Origin of the sequence: Marinobacter sp. UBA2688 (assembly GCF_002352785.1) — a bacterium.
GTDB classification, from domain to species: domain Bacteria; phylum Pseudomonadota; class Gammaproteobacteria; order Pseudomonadales; family Oleiphilaceae; genus Marinobacter; species Marinobacter salarius.
On record NZ_DELU01000007.1, the window covers coordinates 427,498 to 445,157 of the forward strand.

The following is a 17,660-nucleotide window of genomic DNA, read 5'->3' on the forward strand; positions in this document are numbered from 1 at the left end:
ACAAAGATAAATGGTAGGCCATTATAGCTGGCGGCGGCGCTGACTGCAGGAGCGAAAATCGGGGCAGAAAAAGCGGGCTTAAGCCTCATTCGCCTTTCGATAGCTCCCCTGATAATCAAAAATCCGCTCCTGCACCTGCCAATAATGCTTCTGCTTGCGGGCAACAACAAAATCCGGCGCTGGCAACAAGGCCTGGCTCTCAAGTACTTCCTCCGCCTTGCTGAATGTTTTCGGCGCTCGGCCGTTCGCGAAACGCCGCCCGAACAGCTTGTTGAAAACGGTGCGCTGGCCAGGCTTGCTGAAATCAAACGACTCCCTGAGTTCCTCCCCGTCCTCGCCGTGATAGGTCACTCTCAGCTTGTTTCCATCAACACTGAGTGCAATTCCAGCGCAACGGATCACCATGGCATCCTTGAGCTTCAGCGCATCTCTCAGCTGATCATCCGGGTCGATAATGGCTTTCTGGCATCGGTGACAGTTGCGGGCGGCAATATCGTTCTCGCCACCGCAGTGGGGACACTCCTTGAAGCGAAAACGGTAATCACACTGCTCAAGGCGACCTTTCTGCGAAGCAGGCTCGTCTCCGTCCACAGGCTCCAGAAGCCCCTGACAACGGCGCCCGTAGTGCTCGAGCACACGGCCTTCACTGTCTGTTCTGCCCCAGAAGATATTGGCAAAGCCACAGCCCGGGCAGAATACCTGCACCGGCTCACTGTCCGGGTTCGGTTTCGGTTCGCCCACCTCCGGATGATGCAGATTCACGTGGTTGCCCGCGTAATCAATCACCAGGCAATCCTGCTTGCCCTCGTCAAGGCGAAGACCACGGCCCACGATCTGCTGATACAGGCTGACCGACTGGGTAGGCCGAAGAATGGCAATAACGTCCACATGGGGCGCATCAAAGCCCGTGGTGAGCACGGATACGTTCACCAAGTACTTCAACTGCCGCTGTTTGAATCGTTGAATCAGCATGTCCCGATCTTTCTGATCGGTCGCGCCAGTTACCAAAGCGGTCTCATATTCAGGAAGATAACCGGTGATCTCCCTCGCATGCTCCACCGTGGCCGCAAAGATCATCACTCCCTGGCGCTCAGCGGCCAGTTCCATCACCTGCTCAATGATCGCGCGGGTCACACGCTTGTGTTTGCTCAGCAGCTGGTTGACGTCCTTCTCGGCATACTCGCCAAAGCGGTCCCGAGCCAGCGCGGAGAAATCGTATTGCGCCACTGCCGCATTCACCAACTCGGGCCGGGTGAGATACCCCCGATTGATCATATAGCTCAACGGCAGTTCGTAAATGCAGTGCTGAAAGGGCTTGTCCTGCTCGTCAACAGAGCCGCGAACAAAGCCCCGGTAGTGATAACGATAGATCCAGCCCATGGCCAGACGGTAGGGCGTAGCGGTCAGCCCGAGCACTTTGAGGGCGTCATTCTGTTGCCGTAGCAACTCGATGATGCGTTGATACTGACTGGTTTCATCGCCGCTGACCCGATGACACTCATCGATGATGACCAGCGAGTATTCATCCCGGAACTGATCCAGATTCGCCGATACCGACTGCACGCTGGCAAACGTCACCTGATGGTGGCTTTCCTTGCGCTTGAGCCCGGCGGAGAAGATGCCGCCGGCCAACCCATAACTCTGGTATTTGGCGTGATTTTGCTCCACAAGCTCTTTGACGTGAGTCAGCACCAGAATCTTGCGCCGGGCAAGACGGGCCAGCTCGGCAATGACCAGGCTTTTGCCGGCGCCGGTTGGCAGCACGATGACGGCAGACTCATCGGATCTGCGGAAATGATTCAGCGTGGCGTCGACGGCTTCCCGTTGGTAGGGGCGGAGTTTGAAAGGGGCTCCTGAATACGCAGGCATACTAGAAAAACAGTACCGGAGATAGTGCTTCTCTGATCTCAACAAAAGCAGGCGATAGCATAAGCCTCACTCCTTAATTGCGACGGTATTTGTCAGTAAGCCGGTCGTATTCGGCGTGGCTGCAAATGTGTTTTACGTACATGCGATTATCACGAAATTCAATGAAGGCAATCAGCCTTAAATTGAAAGCCATAACAACAAGCCGGCAACCACGACAAAAAGCACGGCAACATGAACAGCCAGGTTCTTCCGAGTCGTTGGAGCGGGCTTTCTGGCGAAACGAAAATAGTCGTCACCAAACAGCCCAACGCCGCAGCCCTCACAGTAGTTTTTTGAGTACGAAAGCCTCAGCTCGGATGGCTCAAACTTTTTCCGACAGCTGTAGCAACTCGGCTTGATCATTCCGGCCCCCGGGCAGAGCCGTGTTCGGTCAACAATCGGCAACTCCCCACCGCCTGCGCCTGAAGATACTCACAAAACGCCGTCACATCGGGATTCGTGAACTCACTGGAAATGAACTCACCCGGAATCAGCCCTTCATCCCATCGAGACGTCACCAAAGTATGGGGATACGCCACATCGTCGCCGGGATAAATCTGCACCACCGCTTGGGTCTGGTGAATATAAAGATCACGAAGTTCTTTGGCACACCTAAGCGTACTCATGTCATGCCTGGCATCACACTCATAGTCCTTCCCGATGAAGAACTCACTGGCAACGGAAAACAGCGTATTTCATCCAGAGCAGACGACGGCGCCGGATGAATGGTTCTGGCGACATCGCCGGCCATGTTGGTACAGCCGGCGATTAACAACAGCAATGGAATCACCAACACCTGAATCTTATTCACAACAGCGCCTGACCACTTAATTTTTTCGATTGGCATAACGTTTTCTGCAACGGTTGGAGGTAGGCCATTATAGCCAGCAGTGGCGCTGACTCCGAAAGCCGGAGATCGGAACACCTCGGCTCATCCTGGATGAACAGGAGAGTATGCCGCCCTCTCCAGAGAGAGCCAGGTCTATCGCGGCCATCCACCTTATGCAACAATGATATAACAATATTCTATTTAGATAACATTGTAAGGAAACAGAACGATGAAAAGGATTTTGGCGTGCACCTTTATTTCGGCATTAATGGTCGGTTGCGGAGGCGGCGGAAGTGGGAGCGACCTGGAAAAAGCCAACGAAAATACCACTCCCGGTTCAGGTTCGTCTGACGGGAACGACGATAGCGACCCCGTGACGCCACCCGATCAAGTCACGGTACTCGAGGGCACCTGGAAGAAACCATGCGGGCACGTGGAGGGCGAAGCACACTACGATATCGTAACGGTCTCTTTCACCCGCAGCGCATTTGCCACAAGTATCGAGAACTACATCGATAGCGCTTGCACCACCCCGTTACCGGAAGCTCCAAATCCTACCTCATCAGGCAACTTCACACTGGGTGAAGACGTTTTACTGAGTTCCGGCCTCACCGCTACCGAACTCACGTCGCATGTGACTCAGTTCAATGGCGCCGACTTCGAGATCGACGAGTACAATGTCATTTACATCAACAACAATATTCTCTACACAGGAGAAGGCACAACCAGTTCGCCAGACCAGCGGCCGACCAGTCTCGATTATGATCGTCCATTCTATCGACTGAACTAGGTTACTTGCCCAGGGGCGCTACCCTTTCAGATTCAATGCTCTTCCCCTCGCAAAACCTTATACCGAGCACACGCCTTGTCCCTGTCTCTTAGAAGACGCGGATCCGAGCTACCAATAGCAGCCGCAATCAGGGAGTTACATTCCTGCCGCGCCATAAGAAACTCGGAGGAAGATTGATGAACACGCTGAATAACAGCACTTGACGAAGGCTCAGGCTCCACCGTCCGTGAATCGGTTTTGGGCTCGCTTTCAGGTCTGTGACGAGTGGGCTGCGGTGCGCTTTCAACCCTGTGCTCAGGCACCCTTTTTGTGTCTATTGCCATCTCCTGCGAAGCAAAATTCCAATAGGCGTTCATTCCGATCGCGCCGACGCCCAACATCAAGGCTGGAAAAACCAAGAACTTGAGGCGTCCCCTACTCGGCCGACGAGGCGCTTCACCGTAGCGCTCGGCAACCAAATTTCTCACATGGTGAGCATGGGCCCGGTCGGTGGCGAAAGATGCCTTGAGGCGACCAGCTGCCACCTTCTCCCGAACCTCCGCCACCTGCTCCAGGCTAAGCAAAGGATCAATCTTCGACTTGATATAACAAACATACCCCAGCCCCTGAGTCACGTTTTCCGGCATGGGTGTTTTGAACGTGCTGTCCCCCACAAACACCACCACCGAGTGCACCTGATGGTCGTTTAACCCGAGCAATGCCTGGAGCGTTTTTACGTGCTTATAGTTCTGGTGCAGCGGGTTCTGGAACTTGTGATTGGAGCGGAAAACCTTCTGGGTCCAGAAGCGCTGATGAGGGCCACCAAATATCCAGCCCTTCATGTTTTTTGTCTCGACAACGAAGACCCCGAATTCCGACACCAGAACATGGTCAATCTGCGTGGTGCCGTCCTCTGTGGGGAGGGTAACGTTCTTGATGAGATGGTAGCGGGATTTATCCAGTAACCACCGGGCGGAGAAGTTGACCAGAAACTCGCCAAACTTACCTTTGAACCAGGGCGACTTGATTACACCCAGCATGATTGCAAGGGGCAACAGGTACCAGAGTAGAGTGATAAGGAGATGGTAGACCGGGCTCAAATCCATTTCTCAAACATCCTTGCTTCGTTTCCTAAATCCATCCGACGTGAAACATAAATCAGTCTTCGTTTCGGCGCCTTAGGATTTTTGTAACTACTCGCCAAGGAAACATCGGCCACTGTGGCCGAGCAACAAAAACGTGCTTTGAGAGTTCGGAGCTGAAAAGGCCGACAGAAACTGCCGGCCGAGAGAATTCCAGGTACTTAGCGTGCAAGAATCTGAACTATGCGTTTGCGCTGCAACCGTCGATCTCTTCGTCGATAATCAGATTCCCCTCTACACGGAACCCTATCCGGCCAACCAGGAACGCCTGCTGCAGACTGGTTATGACAAGGTCAGTCAGACCAACGGCACAAGCTTATGTTTTTACTGCAAAAATGAAATAGCGAAATGTAGTCAATTGTAAAAGTTTGCCAAGAACCACATCGGACAAGTGCATGCTGGTAAAGTCATTCGTGGCTGATCACAACTGGAGCACAGAGGACAATGGCTATGATTGTTTGCGGAGTTGAACTGACGGGCAGCGATGCGGTGGTGTGTTTGCTGAATATGGACAGAGGGCAGTTCAACCTGCCGGAGTGCAAGGTGCGCAAACTGTCACTGCCGAAAAATCATAGCCGTGAAGACCTGAAGCGTTTTCAGGCGGCCTTTGCGGAGTTAATGGCCGAGTACGGGGTCACCCGCGTCGCGATCAAGGAGCGGATGCCGAAAGGCAAGTTTGCCGGCGGTGCCATCAGCTTCAAATTGGAAGCGGCCATTCAACTGATCACCGATACTGAGTTAACCGTGACCTTGCTGCCCCCGGCAATGATCAAATCTACCCTGGCATCCAACCCGCTGCCCATTGCGTTCGCCGACACGGGTTTGAAGGTGTTTCAGGAAACAGCCTTTATCACCGCCTATGTCGCTCAGATGACCAGCATGAAAGGGGCCGCATCAATGTGAGTCCGCCGATGCTCGGCTCCCGCTGACACGCTGCCCCCTAGGACAGCTGTTCCTGCGGCACCGCCTGGCTTGAGCCTGCCTCTACCGCCTCATATTTATCCTCGGAACGGGCAATCACTGAAGTGCACACCAGATCCCCGGTGACATTCATCGCCGTGGCCCCCATACCCACAAGGGCATCAATGGACACCAGCAGCGCTACGGTTTCAATGGGCAGGCCTACCTGGGCAAACACTGTAGCAATCATCACGATACCCGCGCCCGGGACACCCGCCGTACCGATGGAGGCCAGGGTGCCGATCAGAACGATTTCCAGCATGGTGACAAAGTCCAGGGGCACCCCTATCACATTGGCGGCAAAGGCTGCAGAAATGGCAATGCGGATGCCGGCCCCGTCCATATTGATGGTGGCGCCCAGCGGCAGGCTGAAGCCATAGATACTCTGGGGAACCCCCAAACGCCGCGCTGCGTTCAGGGTCAGGGGCAGCGTCCCGGAGCTGCTCTGGGTGGCAAAGGCCGTGGCGACCGGAGCCCGGGCCTCACGAACAAAGTCCATAAGGTTAACGCCATTTAGACGCATAAGAACCCCGTAGACCACCAGCTGTACCGCCAGGGCGATGTACAACACCATGACCATATCCCCGAGGGCCAGTATCGTGTTCATGCCCTGCTCACCTGCAGTGCTGGCCACAATCGCAAACACACCAATCGGAACATACTGGAGCACCCCGGCCATCACCTTCATGGTGACCTCATTCAGGCCAGAAACCACACCATACACTCGCTCAGCGACTTCGCCGTGAGCCTTTGACTCCCGCAGCTTCAACAGTGCAATACCAAAAACAATCGCGGTGAAGATAATCCCCAGCAGGTTCGGCTCGGCGAATGCCTCAACCATGTTGGTGGGAACAATGTTCAGAAGTACCTGGATAAAGCCCGGATTCTCCGGCACTTCGACACTTTCCGACGACGTCAATTCCAGGCCACTGCCAGGCGAGAAAGCAGACGCGACACCCAGCCCCACCGTGATCGCCAACGCCGAAGTCAGCACATAGAAGCCCAGCATCTTCCGGCCCACACGCCCCATACTGCCAAGATTGGCCTGATTGATTCCCACCATCAGGGTTAACAGGACAATCGGCACAACCAGGAACTTCAGCAACCGAAGCAGCAGTTCTCCCAGAGGGTCCAGCCATTCGGCCACCGCGGGCCCGCCCACCAGTCCTACAACCAGACCAAGAACAAGCGCAATACCAATGCGCAGAACCAGCGAAGTATTCAGATAAGCATCAAGTACAGCTTTCATGGAGGCTCCCGTTATACCCTGGCCCGTTAGTGAGCAGGCATTCAAAAACGTAAGGATCGAGGATTCTGGTCAGTACCGGCTCGTTGGTAAACCGGTATTGCCACGTACTTTACTCACAGAAGCTGTGGATAAGTTTGTTGGAAACCTAGGGTTAAATACCCATAAGCCTTGTGCCACAAGGCCTCGGGAAATTTGGTGCAATTATGGGCTATACGCGAGTGGTATATGGATATGAGGAATCCGTCTCAGCAGGGGGAGCCTGTTCCGGTTTTCCGTTTAGCCGGGGCTTTTTCTATGCAAAGCTCCATAAGGTAAATTAAGCTGAATCCTACGGTCGCGGACTCGTCCAAATATGGCCGGTCCTCAAGCTGGATGTATGAGGGTTGCTATAGCTCTAAGCGGCTATTTCTTGCACTTAGTCCGATCATATGTAACCAGATAGGCAAACGCGACCGATGAGCATTGATCTGAGTACATTTAATTTTTCTGAAATATCGAATTATTGGGCCTACGCCCTGGGCATCGCGGTCAGCTTTTACGGAACAGTGAGTTGGTTTAGTTCTAAACATTTATCCAAAGAAAGTAAGGAACATTTGTCACTCTGGCTGTGGGGAAGCTATGAGTCCACTTGGCTGAGGCAGTTCTGTCTATTATTCGACGCTGTTTTTGGCCGAAGACATCTTAGCTGGGCTTGTTTCCTAAGGTCATCTGTTGCATCTTTTATTACAGTATTTATATTGTATTTTTTACTGGGCGACATCCTCCAAGAGAAAGGCCGAATTGGGGTATATCTTGACACCAAGGACCTTATCATTTATGCCCTGATACTTAATGTAATTTCTGATTACTTATCATTATTTGAAACGCGTTGGTTGCTTAATAAATTTAGCTCCATATCAAGCATATGGAACCAGCTAGCTTTACTGGCATTCGATGCACTTATCACTGCTGGCATTATCTGGTTCGCCATTGAGGCCTATCTTTTTGTTCTTGGAAAACCAGCTCCATCGCTTGTGGAATTGGTGGCGGTTTTCAGTATATTTTCCATATTCTTCTACTCCACCTTTTTAACATCCATTTGGGCATGGCTTTACTGCCTTTCATCATGGTGTGTTCGTTTAATTTCAAAAACACGACTCAACGAACTCTTAGATATCGAGCATAATCCGGGCCATCAAATCGCACTAATAGGCGGCATTGCAATATTTCTGATCATCGCTATTCTTTTTCCTTTCTTTAAAGATTCAGAACTCTCGAACACAAGCTTATTCGACAGATACCTATGTGATACTTTTCCAAAGGCCACCTGCGATGACCTGGCTCGGCTCTCCACGAATGAGAAACAAACACTTTTCTTCTTAGAAAAGAATTGTGATGGAGGTGGATTAGAAAATTGTATTATCGCAGCAAGCGACTATTACCTAGACGATGATGGAAAGAAAGCAGCTGACCTCTACCAGAAAGCCTGCGAGTTCGGGCATCCTGATGGATGCAAATGGGCTGGCTGGCTTTATATGACTGGATTTGGTGTTGATTCAGACTACGTGCGAGCAATAAAGTTTTATGATGTCGCATGTAAAGCAGATGATCTTGAAGCCTGCGTCAACATTGGCTTCATGTTCGAGAACGGCGCGGGAGTTGATCAGAGTTATTCGGCCGCAAGGGATATATATCATTTGGCCTGTGAAAGGGGCGCCCTGCAGGGCTGCAATAATTTAGGCTATTTTTACCAAGAGGGAAAAGGTGTTGAAAAAGATATTCGAAAAGCAAAATCTCTCTACGAGAAGTCGTGCAACGATGAGGCAGTTTGGGGATGTAACAATCTAGGCGGTCTTTACTACAAAGGTTTAGGCGTGGAGCGTGATATCCAAAAAATGCTTCACTACAATAAGATGGCCTGTGACAGGGACCTGACTATAGGCTGCGATGCGCTGGGTGCAATTTATCTGCATGGCCGAGGCGTACCTATCGATTACCAACGAGCCTTAGAATACTTTCAAAAGTCGTGCTCAAATAATTCTATGCTTGGCTGTTCTTTTTTGGCAACTATGCATGCCTCCGGTCAAGGAGTGACCAAGAACCTGAAGAAAGGGTTAAAGTTATTGACGCGTGCCTGTGAACATGGATCCAATTTAGGATGTAATCTTCTGAAAGTGCATTTGGCTAACCAAAAAGCTCAATGACCTGTCCCGGTTTTCTGTCCGCAACGAGAAGGACCAATGGCACCCACAAACTCCAACTGGCAAAGCCGCAAGGGTTGGGAAAGCCCCCACATCCGATCTGATCGTAAACGCACCCTGTTGCTTATATGGGTAGTAGCCCTTGTGTGGAACACCATAAGCACGCCGCTACTGTGGACCCTACCCAAAGCCTGGGATCAAAGCCTCTGGACGGTTTTAATGGCATTGCTTTTTCCTGCAGTGGGCCTCGGGCTATTGTGGAAAGCGGTAACCATGACCCGAGCATATCGTCACTACGGCACAGTCGAGCTTGTCATGACCCCCTATCCGGCAGCCATTGGTGGTCAGATGGGTGGCACAATTCTTGTGCCCCGGCTTCGGGCCCAGGACCTGATAACTCCCGGTGCAGAAGTCACCGTGACGCTGGAGTGCATTTATACCTACGTCTCCGGCTCCGGGAAAAACCGCTCCCGCGTAGAGAGAATCCTCTGGGCCGAGCGCGGAACGCCGCGAGTTGAAGCTGCAGGGCCCGGTGTACGCCTTGGGTTTAGCTTTGACTTGCCGAAAGACTTGCCAGAGGCAGATGATGAACGTTCCAGCAAATACCATTTCTGGCGCCTGTCCGTAAAAGCGGATATCGAGGGCGTGGATCTGGAGCGCCAGTACGACATTCCGGCGTTCAAAGGCGATGCCCGTTCTCAAAGTGCAGGGCATGATATCAGTGCGCAAGTGCGCGCCTTACGCGACGAAAAATCACGGGCCGCTAAAGAAGCCATACAGTCGGGGCGGTTGGATCTGCCTGGCCTTTCCCGGGCCATGCACTACCAGGATTATGGCCATCAGATAAAAATGCGCTTCCCCATGTTCCGCAATAAAGTGCTCACCTTATTCGCCTGGTTTTTTGCCGGCGGTTTCGGCTTTGCCAGCTCAATGATGCTGATGTCCGCTTTCTCGGGCGGGGGCTTTGGCTTGCTAGCGGGTCTGTTCACCATCCCCTTTGTGTTGGTGGCCATCGCCGCAAGTGCTGCGGCTTTGTACCTGCCCTTCAACCGCCTGGTCGTTCGTATCGACCGCCACGGAATTCGTACGTTAAGAAGCTGGCTCTATCTGCCTGTACGCAGCCGCAAGCTGGCCATGAATCAGGTTAGGCATTTGGCAATCAAGCGCACGGGTAGCACGGGCCAGGGCGTGGACAAAGTGGAACACTTCAAGCTTATTGCGGTTGATAACCAGCAAAACAAGATCACCATCGCCGAAGACCTTGACGGTCAGGACGTCGCCCAACACTTTTGCGATTACCTGGCCGAGCGCATCGGCGTTTCGGCGATTTCAGAGCCAAATATCAAAGCGACGGGATTGTGATCTGGGGCTTAATTTGCCGGCGGTGCCATCAGCTTTAAAATGGAATCCGCCTTTACCCCTGCCATCCGACCGGGTGGAAACAACAAGATCGGACCGAAGTAAGGGCAGAAGCGCGAGACCCGACCATCCGCGGGTCTACTTCGAAGAATGGGTTGGATGCACCATACACAACCTGGCCACCAACCACCGCGCTGCTATAGCCCGGGGATGAGGCGGATGCTTGGGTTTGGAATGTGGTGCGAGGGGATCACCAACGCGGGCAACAGGTTTGCCATCAATCAACACATCGGAGGAACCGGCGATTACCGGGGTTGGTGGGAACCCGGAGTGATCAGTACCCACATCACCTAATAAAACAACTTTCTTGCTCATTCCTTTGCTCCTTCTGTCCTTGAGGGAGATTTGTCCATCTTTGCGCAGGATCGCCTTCACTGGCTCCTGCCGCTGCAATACCTAGCGGAGTTTCCAAAATAATCAGGAAGGAATCAACCCGCGCGATCAAACAGATCTGCCCCGGTTCTTCCAACTCATCAAACCGGCAGTTCAACAATCTCACCAACCACACCGCCCTCACTCACCTGCAGCCGCCCCACCGTGATCGGCAGAGTAAAACGCCGGGGCCCGGCGCCACCCGGATTGAAATAAAGCATATCGCCAATCCATTCATTACGGGGTTTGTGGGAATGCCCAGCGATGACCACGCGGTAACGGCCTTGCGGATCGAGGTCGAGGGTTTTGACGTCGTGGAGCATGTAAAAAGCCTGGCCGAGGAATTCCAGATCCTGAACATCGGGAAGAGTGGCTGCGCGGCCGGTTTTGTCGATATTGCCACGGATCGCAACCAAAGGGGCGATCTGCTCCAGCGCTTCCAGAACCTCGTTCCGCCCCACATCACCGGCATGAAGAATCAGATCTGAGCCTTCCAAAACCTCCAGGGCTTCGGGACGCATCTTGCTGTGGGTATCTGCGATCACTCCGATTTGCATGCTTACGCCCTCCAGATTCCCCAATGACGCCAACCCGGCCCGTGCGTATGGCCATGCAGGTAAGCATTGCTATAGTGAAACAAGACCACCTGATTCTCAATGTCGGCCAGAACAGGTAAATACATGTCACTCCCGGTAGGATTCCCCCATGCCCACTTATACCGTCACGGTCGCGAATCTTTCTCTGTCGCAGCAGCAGAAATCACAGATCGCGGAGGCCATAACAACGGCCCATAGCACACAAACAGGCGCGCCCCGTTTCTTTGCCCAGGTTTTGTTTTTTTCGACCAATGAGGGCGATCACTTTGTCGGTGGCAGCGTGAACACCGCGCCCCAAGTGTATGTGCACGGCCTGATCCGGCAGGGCCGCAATACCGAGGTCAAGCAGGCCCTGATGAGCCAGATGCTTGAAGAGATAGCCCGAATTGCGGGCATAACTGCTGAGGACGTGTGGATCTACCTGCAGGACATTCCAGCCACTCAGATGATCGAGTTTGGCCGGTTTCTTCCGGCGCCAGGAGACGAAGCTGAGTGGGAGCGGGGAATGACTCCGGGAAAGCGAACCAGGTTACCCGATTAACCAAACGCTCACTCTTGTCGACCAGGTTAGAACATGTATTCATGAAGTACATGTTTAACTTCCAGAAATGTGTAACAACCGTTTGAGTGATAGCATGCAACTTTGCCATCCGATGACTTTCGTAAACGCCTGTTCGCAATTCATCTAAACAGAGAACCTACGCGAAAGCCCCGAAAAACAGGTCTGTCACAGTTTCCCCCTGCTTATGAACCAAAAAAATAATCCTGTTTCGATTTCCACAAAGCCTGCTCGCAAGGATCTACACCCGAGGAATCTGCACAATCAGGGCTATGACCTCCCAGCTCTCGTAGAAACCCACCCGGCACTAGCCCCCCATGTGAAAACGAACCCTCATGGCAACCTTTCCATCGATTTCGCAGACCCATTGGCAGTAAAAACTCTCAACGCCGCGTTATTAAACCGATACGACAACATTGTCGCTTGGGACATTCCGGATGGGGCACTTTGCCCTCCAATCCCGGGCAGGGCCGACTATATCCATTACATCGCTGACTTGCCCGGGCTTGATCAGCCCACCATCAAGCTGCTGGATATAGGGACGGGAGCCAATGGCATCTACCCGCTACTGGCCTGCCAAATTTACGGCTGGCAGTGTGTCGGTAGCGACATCAATACGGAGTCGCTTGCGAACGTAGCCACAATCATCACCAACAACCCCGCACTCCAAGGTCGCTTCACGCTCCGCACCCAGCACGATAAAAACCACATGTTCGAAGGGATCATCCAAGCTGGTGAGTTCTTTGACGTCAGCGTATGCAACCCGCCTTTCCATGCATCTCTCGATGACGCGATGAAAGGTAGCCGGCTAAAACTCAATAACCTTGCTCGCAGTCGCGGTGAACAAAAAACAAAATCCGAATCCCCTACTCTGAATTTTGGTGGTCTGGGAGCAGAGCTTTGGTGCAAGGGGGGTGAGCAGCTATTTCTGAAAAAGCTGATAAGAGAAAGCCAGGCGTATTCAACTCAATGTCGCTGGTTTACCAGCCTGGTTTCAAAAGCCGACAATGTTAAGCCCGCAAAGAAGTTGATTCGTAAGCTTGGTGCAGTCGATATAAGGGAAATTGAGATGAAGCAGGGAAATAAGATTACGCGGGTCTTGGCCTGGACGTTCATCTGAGCCGCCCCGAGTTTAAGCCGTTTCTGTCCCGGTTTTCCTCCCAGAATCAGGCCCGAGGGCTCCCTATATCTCGCTCATCAGCCACTCCTTGAAGGCTTTCATTCCGATGGTCAGCGGACGTTGCTTGCGGTAGACCAGATAGAAGGCCCGATTCGTATCCAATTGGATGTCGAAAGGCACCACCAACTTCCCCGATTTAATCTCACGGGACGTCAGGGTGCTATCAGCCAGCGCCACTCCAAGGCCCTCTTGGGCCGCCGCCGTGGCAAGTTGCCCGCTGGACATCTGTAAGCTGCCCCGGGCGGATATAAAATCCACGCCTGATTGTTCCAGCCAGTTCTCCCACTCCCACTTCCGTTTGCTGACATAAATCAGAGTGTGTTTAGCCAAGTCTTCAGGCTTCTCCAGCGGCAACTCACCGTCCAGTAGCCGCGGGCTACACACCGGAACCAGCATAACTTTGCGCAGGAAATGCACTTCAATATCGTCCCACTCACCATTCCCGAAATAAACCGCCATATCGGTACTGGTGCGATCGAAATCCAGCAGCCCCATGGACGCATTAATTTCCAGCTCAATATCCGGGTACAGGGCCTGGAATCGAGCCATGCGTGGCATCAGCCAGCGGGTTAGGAAGTTGGGGGCAACACTGATCTTGACCACGTTGGATTCCTGGTTCGCGGTCAGTCGTTGGGTGGCCATTTCAATCTCATCGAACGCATGCCTGACTGATGAGAGATATTGCTCGCCTTCAGGGGTTAACGTCACCGCTCGCCTGCTTCGATCAAACAGTGAAAGCCCTAAATATTCTTCAAGTGTCTTCACCTGATGACTGACCGCCGATGACGTCACGAAAAGTTCCTTGCCAGCTGCGACAAAGCTGCGGTGTCTAGCCGCTGATTCAAATACCCGAAGCGCATTCAGGGGTGGCAGGTGGCGCATAACTTCGCTCGACTGATGAGATTAATTCATCAGTCTGATGAGAAAGGATCGCTTTTTCAAGAGCCTCGTACTCATTACCATAAGTCCTGTAGAAGATACTCACTTATCGAATCAGGACACACCACCATGACTTATCAGGCTCCGAAACTGAACGAACAGGGCACTATCGACATTGATTACTACACAAAGCTTGCATCGCAGGAACGAAGCGAATATATCGCGCAGATGGCAGTGTCACTCAAAGCCAAAATCAAGTCCTTCTTCCACGTGAAGCTGCCGAAACTGTCCATTAGCCATTAATTCGTGTTCCGTTTAGCGCTCGATGGCCTTATGTGGAGACTGGCTGGTTTTGCTCAAACTGGCGAACCAGCCTGATTGCGCGTTGAACGATGAAGAATCAGATCCGAGCCTTCCAAAACCTCCAGGGCTTCGGGACGCATCTTGCTGTAGGTGTCTGCGATCACTCCGATTTGCATGCTTACGCCCTCCTAATCCCTCAATGACTCCAGAAAAGAGGCCCAGGTTACCCAAATAACCGAAATAAAAGATCTGGCCAGCTGCAAGGCCATCATTGCCAACCTGACATGCGAGGATTCCAGCGAGATCACTTTTTCGGCTTTCTCGCGGGCCTGACCTCGTATCGCAGATTCAATCGGTGTGCGTTCCGGGGATGCTGTTCAGAAGCTCAGCATTTGTGGGGTACTTCTCAAGCAACTCAACCAGCCTTCTCGTGCCCTCCAGCGGTTTGAGACCACTAAGCGCCCGGCGCAACGCTCTTATTTTGTCTAAATATTTCGGATCTAACAGCAGCTCTTCCCGGCGTGTACTGCTTTTCGAAATGTCCAGCGCGGGGAAGATTCGCTGATTCGCAACGTCTCTTGATAAAACCAGCTCCATGTTCCCCGTGCCCTTAAATTCCTCAAATATAACCTGGTCCATACGGCTGCCGGTATCAACAAGAACGGTAGCCAAAATGGTCAGCGACCCGCCATTCTCAATGTTTCGTGCAGCGCCAAACAACCTCCGCGGGATCTCCATCGCTCGCGCATCAACCCCGCCAGACATAGTACGGCCGCTGCTCTTTCGCTCCGCATTATGCACACGCGAAAGCCTCGTGAGAGAATCAATCACAATCATGACGTTGTGACCCTCGCCCGCTTGTTGGCGGGCGATATCAAGAAGCTCATCGGCAACGCGAACGTGATGAGCATAACTTTCATCCGAAGAAGAAGCGTGTACCTCAGCCGGGACGCTACGCCTGAAATCAGTGACCTCTTCGCGTCGCTCATCGATCAATAACGCGTAAAGTTTAATCTCGGGATACGCCTTCCCCACCGCCTGGCAAATATCTTTTAAGATCGTCGATTTTCCAGACCCCGGCGGTGCAACTATCAAACCTCGCTGCCCCATTCCAATCGGCGTGATCAAATCCATCGCACGCACCGTGAGCTTTTCTGAACCTGACTCCAAACGAATCCCCGGCGTTGGATTGATCGCCACACCGTTTAAAAAACGTTTTTGTGGATCAGCCTCAACCTCAACCTTAGCTTCGGCTTCCTCAGCCACTGGTTTGGCGTCTTTAATGGGTTTCCGGGTTAAACCTAATGTCTTTCTCGTCATATCTGTTTGATAGCTCTTGTTTGATAGATATTTTTCGAAATGGGCTGATAACTCCAAGTAACTCTTTCCAAAAGATGCTTATTCGCCAAGATTACCTCTGAGGGGCTCTGTGCTTGCATGAACAAGTCATCATGGCGCTAACACGTCTGTTTTAATTATAGAGTGGAAATGCCCTCGATCTCGGTCACCGTCTTGGCATCCGCCCGCTCAATAATTTTCACGAGGGTGGATTGAATCGTTTCATCTTCCCGGGCATCACCGCCGCTTACAAACGTTTGCTTCTGGGGATCGGCGCCCTCTTCCTCAGTAAATGAAACAACGACCTCGGTGGCTGAATCCGGCGCTTTACCAAAGTATTCCAGCGAAACCAACGGATAGCCATGAAAGCCCTTCTTGACCTGCTTTGCGATACGCTTCTTTGCTTTATCCAAATGCATAATAAGGCCTGTCGCTGCGCTTGTTATCTGGGTGCTATATGAACATCCAGTTGATACCGTTCGCCAATTCTATGCCGTTAAATCCACCAAAAATAGGTCTGTCTTGGCCTTCCACTAGGAAGACTGGACGATGTCTCACGAAATAGTCGACGCCGAGACCTTCTACCCTGGCATTGATCTGTCCGGCGACGCTGAACAAGTCATTCGTGCGTTCTTTACTGAAGATGTTCGGCCATCTCTATCCCCCGAACTTCGGGATATGGCGATCAAGCAACGGGAAGCCTTCGATATACCCGACCATGCGGTTTATAAAGATTCGCTCGATTCATTCGACATACTGGGAGGTTATAGCGAGACCCACGGTCTTGGGCATATCTACATTTTTGACCGAGCCGCTATTCATCATATTGTCGTCAAAGGAAAAGACGCACGCTACAAACAGGTGGCGAAAAGCATCAGGGAGAGATAAATGGATATATATGATCGAGAGCACCACGTCATATGTTTGCGTGGAGCCGCGTACAACATGGCGCTGGAGTTCAATATGGCAGCGCAAGGCGTGTAGCGTTCTCACTGCCCCATTTTCACATCGTTCATACGGAAAGCAGCCCCATGTGGGACTGTTTTCCACCTAAAACAGCTTCCTCTGGTCAGTCTCGATGCTCGCTTTTTCGACGAAGGTAAATTCGTAGCTTTCCTCCCCGAGCTCAACGGTAAACGTGTAAAACGATTCCGGTCGTTGATCAAACACCGTCATCTCTGATTGAAACCGCCCCATGAAAGTCTGGCCAGGAAAAACCGTCGTTGTCTGGAGATACCCCTCGAGAGAATTGAGATTCCGCTGCAGCTCAGATCTGATATTTGCAATACCGGATTGAGCACTGCTCTGGATTTGAGCTTGAGCCGCAGCGCTAGCTGCGGGATCGCGTGAATAGGTAGTTGAGGAACCGTAGTAATTTACGGTGCCTCCAGGCCCGTAAGCGGCACCAGAACCATAAGACGAAGTCGTGGCCGGCTGAGAAGCGCTCAAACTTTGAGCCAACGCACCCAGAGCTATAGCCGTGCGACGGGACTGCGCCTGCCCAATATACTGCTGCTCCAGCTCCGCATACGATCTAAGAGAGACCTGCCGTTCGTCCTGCTGGAGAGTGATGTCATTGATGCTGACTGTCAGAGGCTCATCCGAGCTATTTTCAAGATACAGAACTGCCGTAACCTCTTCCCATGGTTGCTTGGCTTCATGCACTGCAAGCTCAACAAGGTGTTCCTCATCCTTTTGGCTTTGAACGATCCATCCGCTCGCGTAGTAGGACTGGGAACCGCCATCATCAACCGCAGCAAGCTCAGTCTGAACACTTTGACTCGCACAACCAGATAGAAAAGCGCCAAGAAAGAACACACCCGCGCACTTTTTCATAGACACCCTCACAACCAACGCTCTTGTCGATCAGACTAGAACATGTATTCCCGGAGTGCAGGTTTGGCTAGCAAAAATGTGTAACGACTGATTGAGTGATAGCATGCAACGTCCCCATCCGAAACAAGGAAACCTCAAGGA

General features: G+C 52.2%; 21 protein-coding genes. 8 read left to right on the forward strand and 13 right to left on the reverse strand.

Features of this window, described 5'->3' with window-relative positions; all coding sequences use genetic code 11:
• Positions 1-78 precede the first annotated feature (78 nt).
• From B3M52_RS03365 to B3M52_RS03380, 4 genes are all read right to left on the reverse strand, one after another.
• On the reverse strand, positions 79-1,869 hold the full coding sequence (locus tag B3M52_RS03365) for a DEAD/DEAH box helicase (RefSeq protein WP_213480131.1): 1,791 nt from the start codon (positions 1,867-1,869) through the stop codon (positions 79-81).
• A gap of 73 nt (positions 1,870-1,942) precedes the next feature.
• Complete coding sequence (locus tag B3M52_RS03370) at positions 1,943-2,062, reverse strand: type II toxin-antitoxin system HigB family toxin (protein ID WP_126811780.1); 120 nt, start codon at positions 2,060-2,062, stop codon at positions 1,943-1,945.
• A 205-nt stretch (positions 2,063-2,267) separates the two neighbouring features.
• Positions 2,268-2,534 carry a hypothetical protein gene (locus B3M52_RS03375; protein ID WP_227544135.1) on the reverse strand — a complete coding sequence of 89 codons (267 nt, stop codon included), beginning with the start codon at positions 2,532-2,534 and terminating at the stop codon, positions 2,268-2,270.
• On the reverse strand, positions 2,531-2,719 hold the full coding sequence (locus B3M52_RS03380; protein WP_227544131.1) for a hypothetical protein: 189 nt from the start codon (positions 2,717-2,719) through the stop codon (positions 2,531-2,533). Before B3M52_RS03380 ends, B3M52_RS03375 begins: the two co-directional genes overlap by 4 nt.
• Before the next feature lie 247 nt (positions 2,720-2,966).
• Between B3M52_RS03380 and B3M52_RS03385 the strand changes: the two genes are divergently transcribed.
• On the forward strand, positions 2,967-3,527 hold the full coding sequence (locus tag B3M52_RS03385) for a hypothetical protein (protein WP_126811776.1): 561 nt from the start codon (positions 2,967-2,969) through the stop codon (positions 3,525-3,527).
• A 32-nt stretch (positions 3,528-3,559) separates the two neighbouring features.
• Here B3M52_RS03385 and B3M52_RS03390 read toward each other — a convergent pair whose 3' ends face one another.
• The gene (locus tag B3M52_RS03390; RefSeq protein ID WP_126811774.1) at positions 3,560-4,612 is read right to left on the reverse strand and encodes a nuclease-related domain-containing protein; all 1,053 of its coding nucleotides are present in this window, start codon (positions 4,610-4,612) and stop codon (positions 3,560-3,562) included.
• A 486-nt stretch (positions 4,613-5,098) separates the two neighbouring features.
• On the opposite strand from B3M52_RS03390, the gene B3M52_RS03395 reads away from it, so the two are divergent.
• Positions 5,099-5,551: a DUF3010 family protein gene (locus B3M52_RS03395; protein WP_286748839.1), complete on the forward strand. Its 453-nt coding sequence runs from the start codon at positions 5,099-5,101 to the stop codon at positions 5,549-5,551.
• A gap of 37 nt (positions 5,552-5,588) precedes the next feature.
• On the opposite strand, the gene B3M52_RS03400 is transcribed toward B3M52_RS03395, so the two are convergent.
• Positions 5,589-6,857, reverse strand: coding sequence for a dicarboxylate/amino acid:cation symporter (locus B3M52_RS03400; protein WP_286748746.1), 1,269 nt, complete (start codon positions 6,855-6,857; stop codon positions 5,589-5,591).
• A gap of 455 nt (positions 6,858-7,312) precedes the next feature.
• Between B3M52_RS03400 and B3M52_RS03405 the strand changes: the two genes are divergently transcribed.
• Together B3M52_RS03405 and B3M52_RS03410 are read left to right on the forward strand one after the other, a co-directional pair.
• Entirely contained in the window at positions 7,313-9,040 is a 1,728-nt protein-coding gene (locus B3M52_RS03405; RefSeq protein WP_228209934.1) for a tetratricopeptide repeat protein, read from the forward strand.
• 270 nt (positions 9,041-9,310) lie between these two features.
• Positions 9,311-10,399 carry a hypothetical protein gene (locus tag B3M52_RS03410; RefSeq protein ID WP_228209935.1) on the forward strand — a complete coding sequence of 363 codons (1,089 nt, stop codon included), beginning with the start codon at positions 9,311-9,313 and terminating at the stop codon, positions 10,397-10,399.
• A gap of 135 nt (positions 10,400-10,534) precedes the next feature.
• Here B3M52_RS03410 and B3M52_RS03415 read toward each other — a convergent pair whose 3' ends face one another.
• Together B3M52_RS03415 and B3M52_RS03420 are read right to left on the reverse strand one after the other, a co-directional pair.
• Positions 10,535-10,771 (reverse strand): PAAR domain-containing protein, encoded by a 237-nt coding sequence (locus tag B3M52_RS03415; protein WP_075196943.1) that lies wholly within the window; start codon positions 10,769-10,771, stop codon positions 10,535-10,537.
• Positions 10,772-10,929: 158 nt separating this feature from the next.
• Positions 10,930-11,385, reverse strand: coding sequence for a metallophosphoesterase family protein (locus B3M52_RS03420; RefSeq protein ID WP_286748750.1), 456 nt, complete (start codon positions 11,383-11,385; stop codon positions 10,930-10,932).
• A gap of 148 nt (positions 11,386-11,533) precedes the next feature.
• Here B3M52_RS03420 and B3M52_RS03425 point away from each other — a divergent pair, with 148 nt between their 5' ends.
• Complete coding sequence (locus B3M52_RS03425; protein WP_041334090.1) at positions 11,534-11,965, forward strand: tautomerase family protein; 432 nt, start codon at positions 11,534-11,536, stop codon at positions 11,963-11,965.
• 205 nt (positions 11,966-12,170) lie between these two features.
• Entirely contained in the window at positions 12,171-13,103 is a 933-nt protein-coding gene (gene rlmF / locus B3M52_RS03430; RefSeq protein WP_286748752.1) for a 23S rRNA (adenine(1618)-N(6))-methyltransferase RlmF, read from the forward strand.
• Positions 13,104-13,166: 63 nt separating this feature from the next.
• On the opposite strand, the gene gcvA is transcribed toward rlmF, so the two are convergent.
• Positions 13,167-14,045, reverse strand: a complete 879-nt coding sequence (gene gcvA, locus B3M52_RS03435) for a transcriptional regulator GcvA (RefSeq protein ID WP_041334084.1) — start codon at positions 14,043-14,045, stop codon at positions 13,167-13,169.
• A 126-nt stretch (positions 14,046-14,171) separates the two neighbouring features.
• Between gcvA and B3M52_RS03440 the strand changes: the two genes are divergently transcribed.
• Positions 14,172-14,345, forward strand: a complete 174-nt coding sequence (locus tag B3M52_RS03440) for an RSP_7527 family protein (protein WP_156105514.1) — start codon at positions 14,172-14,174, stop codon at positions 14,343-14,345.
• 53 nt (positions 14,346-14,398) lie between these two features.
• Here B3M52_RS03440 and B3M52_RS03445 read toward each other — a convergent pair whose 3' ends face one another.
• The 3 genes from B3M52_RS03445 to B3M52_RS03455 form a co-directional block, all read right to left on the reverse strand.
• Entirely contained in the window at positions 14,399-14,521 is a 123-nt protein-coding gene (locus B3M52_RS03445; RefSeq protein ID WP_226909949.1) for a metallophosphatase family protein, read from the reverse strand.
• Positions 14,522-14,693: 172 nt separating this feature from the next.
• Positions 14,694-15,722, reverse strand: coding sequence for a transcription termination factor Rho (gene rho, locus B3M52_RS03450; protein ID WP_286748758.1), 1,029 nt, complete (start codon positions 15,720-15,722; stop codon positions 14,694-14,696).
• A 98-nt stretch (positions 15,723-15,820) separates the two neighbouring features.
• Entirely contained in the window at positions 15,821-16,102 is a 282-nt protein-coding gene (locus tag B3M52_RS03455; protein ID WP_075194466.1) for a hypothetical protein, read from the reverse strand.
• A 130-nt stretch (positions 16,103-16,232) separates the two neighbouring features.
• On the opposite strand from B3M52_RS03455, the gene B3M52_RS03460 reads away from it, so the two are divergent.
• Entirely contained in the window at positions 16,233-16,571 is a 339-nt protein-coding gene (locus tag B3M52_RS03460; RefSeq protein WP_151982773.1) for a hypothetical protein, read from the forward strand.
• Positions 16,572-16,733: 162 nt separating this feature from the next.
• Here B3M52_RS03460 and B3M52_RS03465 read toward each other — a convergent pair whose 3' ends face one another.
• Positions 16,734-17,519 carry a hypothetical protein gene (locus tag B3M52_RS03465; RefSeq protein WP_286748762.1) on the reverse strand — a complete coding sequence of 262 codons (786 nt, stop codon included), beginning with the start codon at positions 17,517-17,519 and terminating at the stop codon, positions 16,734-16,736.
• Positions 17,520-17,660 lie beyond the last annotated feature (141 nt).

Excerpts from the sequence above, each read along its gene's own strand:
- B3M52_RS03415 (WP_075196943.1), bottom strand. The coding sequence starts at position 10,771 with ATGAGCAAGAAAGTTGTTTTATTAGGTGATGTGGGTACTGATCACTCC.
- B3M52_RS03420 (WP_286748750.1), bottom strand. The coding sequence starts at position 11,385 with ATGCAAATCGGAGTGATCGCAGATACCCACAGCAAGATGCGTCCCGAA.
- B3M52_RS03405 (WP_228209934.1), top strand. The coding sequence starts at position 7,313 with ATGAGCATTGATCTGAGTACATTTAATTTTTCTGAAATATCGAATTAT.
- B3M52_RS03440 (WP_156105514.1), top strand. The coding sequence starts at position 14,172 with ATGACTTATCAGGCTCCGAAACTGAACGAACAGGGCACTATCGACATT.
- B3M52_RS03370 (WP_126811780.1), bottom strand. The coding sequence starts at position 2,062 with ATGGCTTTCAATTTAAGGCTGATTGCCTTCATTGAATTTCGTGATAAT.
- B3M52_RS03395 (WP_286748839.1), top strand. The coding sequence starts at position 5,099 with ATGATTGTTTGCGGAGTTGAACTGACGGGCAGCGATGCGGTGGTGTGT.
- B3M52_RS03460 (WP_151982773.1), top strand. The coding sequence starts at position 16,233 with ATGTCTCACGAAATAGTCGACGCCGAGACCTTCTACCCTGGCATTGAT.
- B3M52_RS03390 (WP_126811774.1), bottom strand. The coding sequence starts at position 4,612 with ATGGATTTGAGCCCGGTCTACCATCTCCTTATCACTCTACTCTGGTAC.
- B3M52_RS03425 (WP_041334090.1), top strand. The coding sequence starts at position 11,534 with ATGCCCACTTATACCGTCACGGTCGCGAATCTTTCTCTGTCGCAGCAG.
- B3M52_RS03445 (WP_226909949.1), bottom strand. The coding sequence starts at position 14,521 with ATGCAAATCGGAGTGATCGCAGACACCTACAGCAAGATGCGTCCCGAA.
- B3M52_RS03410 (WP_228209935.1), top strand. The coding sequence starts at position 9,311 with ATGACCCGAGCATATCGTCACTACGGCACAGTCGAGCTTGTCATGACC.
- gcvA (WP_041334084.1), bottom strand. The coding sequence starts at position 14,045 with ATGCGCCACCTGCCACCCCTGAATGCGCTTCGGGTATTTGAATCAGCG.
- B3M52_RS03365 (WP_213480131.1), bottom strand. The coding sequence starts at position 1,869 with ATGCCTGCGTATTCAGGAGCCCCTTTCAAACTCCGCCCCTACCAACGG.
- B3M52_RS03455 (WP_075194466.1), bottom strand. The coding sequence starts at position 16,102 with ATGCATTTGGATAAAGCAAAGAAGCGTATCGCAAAGCAGGTCAAGAAG.
- B3M52_RS03400 (WP_286748746.1), bottom strand. The coding sequence starts at position 6,857 with ATGAAAGCTGTACTTGATGCTTATCTGAATACTTCGCTGGTTCTGCGC.
- B3M52_RS03375 (WP_227544135.1), bottom strand. The coding sequence starts at position 2,534 with ATGAGTACGCTTAGGTGTGCCAAAGAACTTCGTGATCTTTATATTCAC.
- B3M52_RS03385 (WP_126811776.1), top strand. The coding sequence starts at position 2,967 with ATGAAAAGGATTTTGGCGTGCACCTTTATTTCGGCATTAATGGTCGGT.
- B3M52_RS03465 (WP_286748762.1), bottom strand. The coding sequence starts at position 17,519 with ATGAAAAAGTGCGCGGGTGTGTTCTTTCTTGGCGCTTTTCTATCTGGT.
- rlmF (WP_286748752.1), top strand. The coding sequence starts at position 12,171 with ATGAACCAAAAAAATAATCCTGTTTCGATTTCCACAAAGCCTGCTCGC.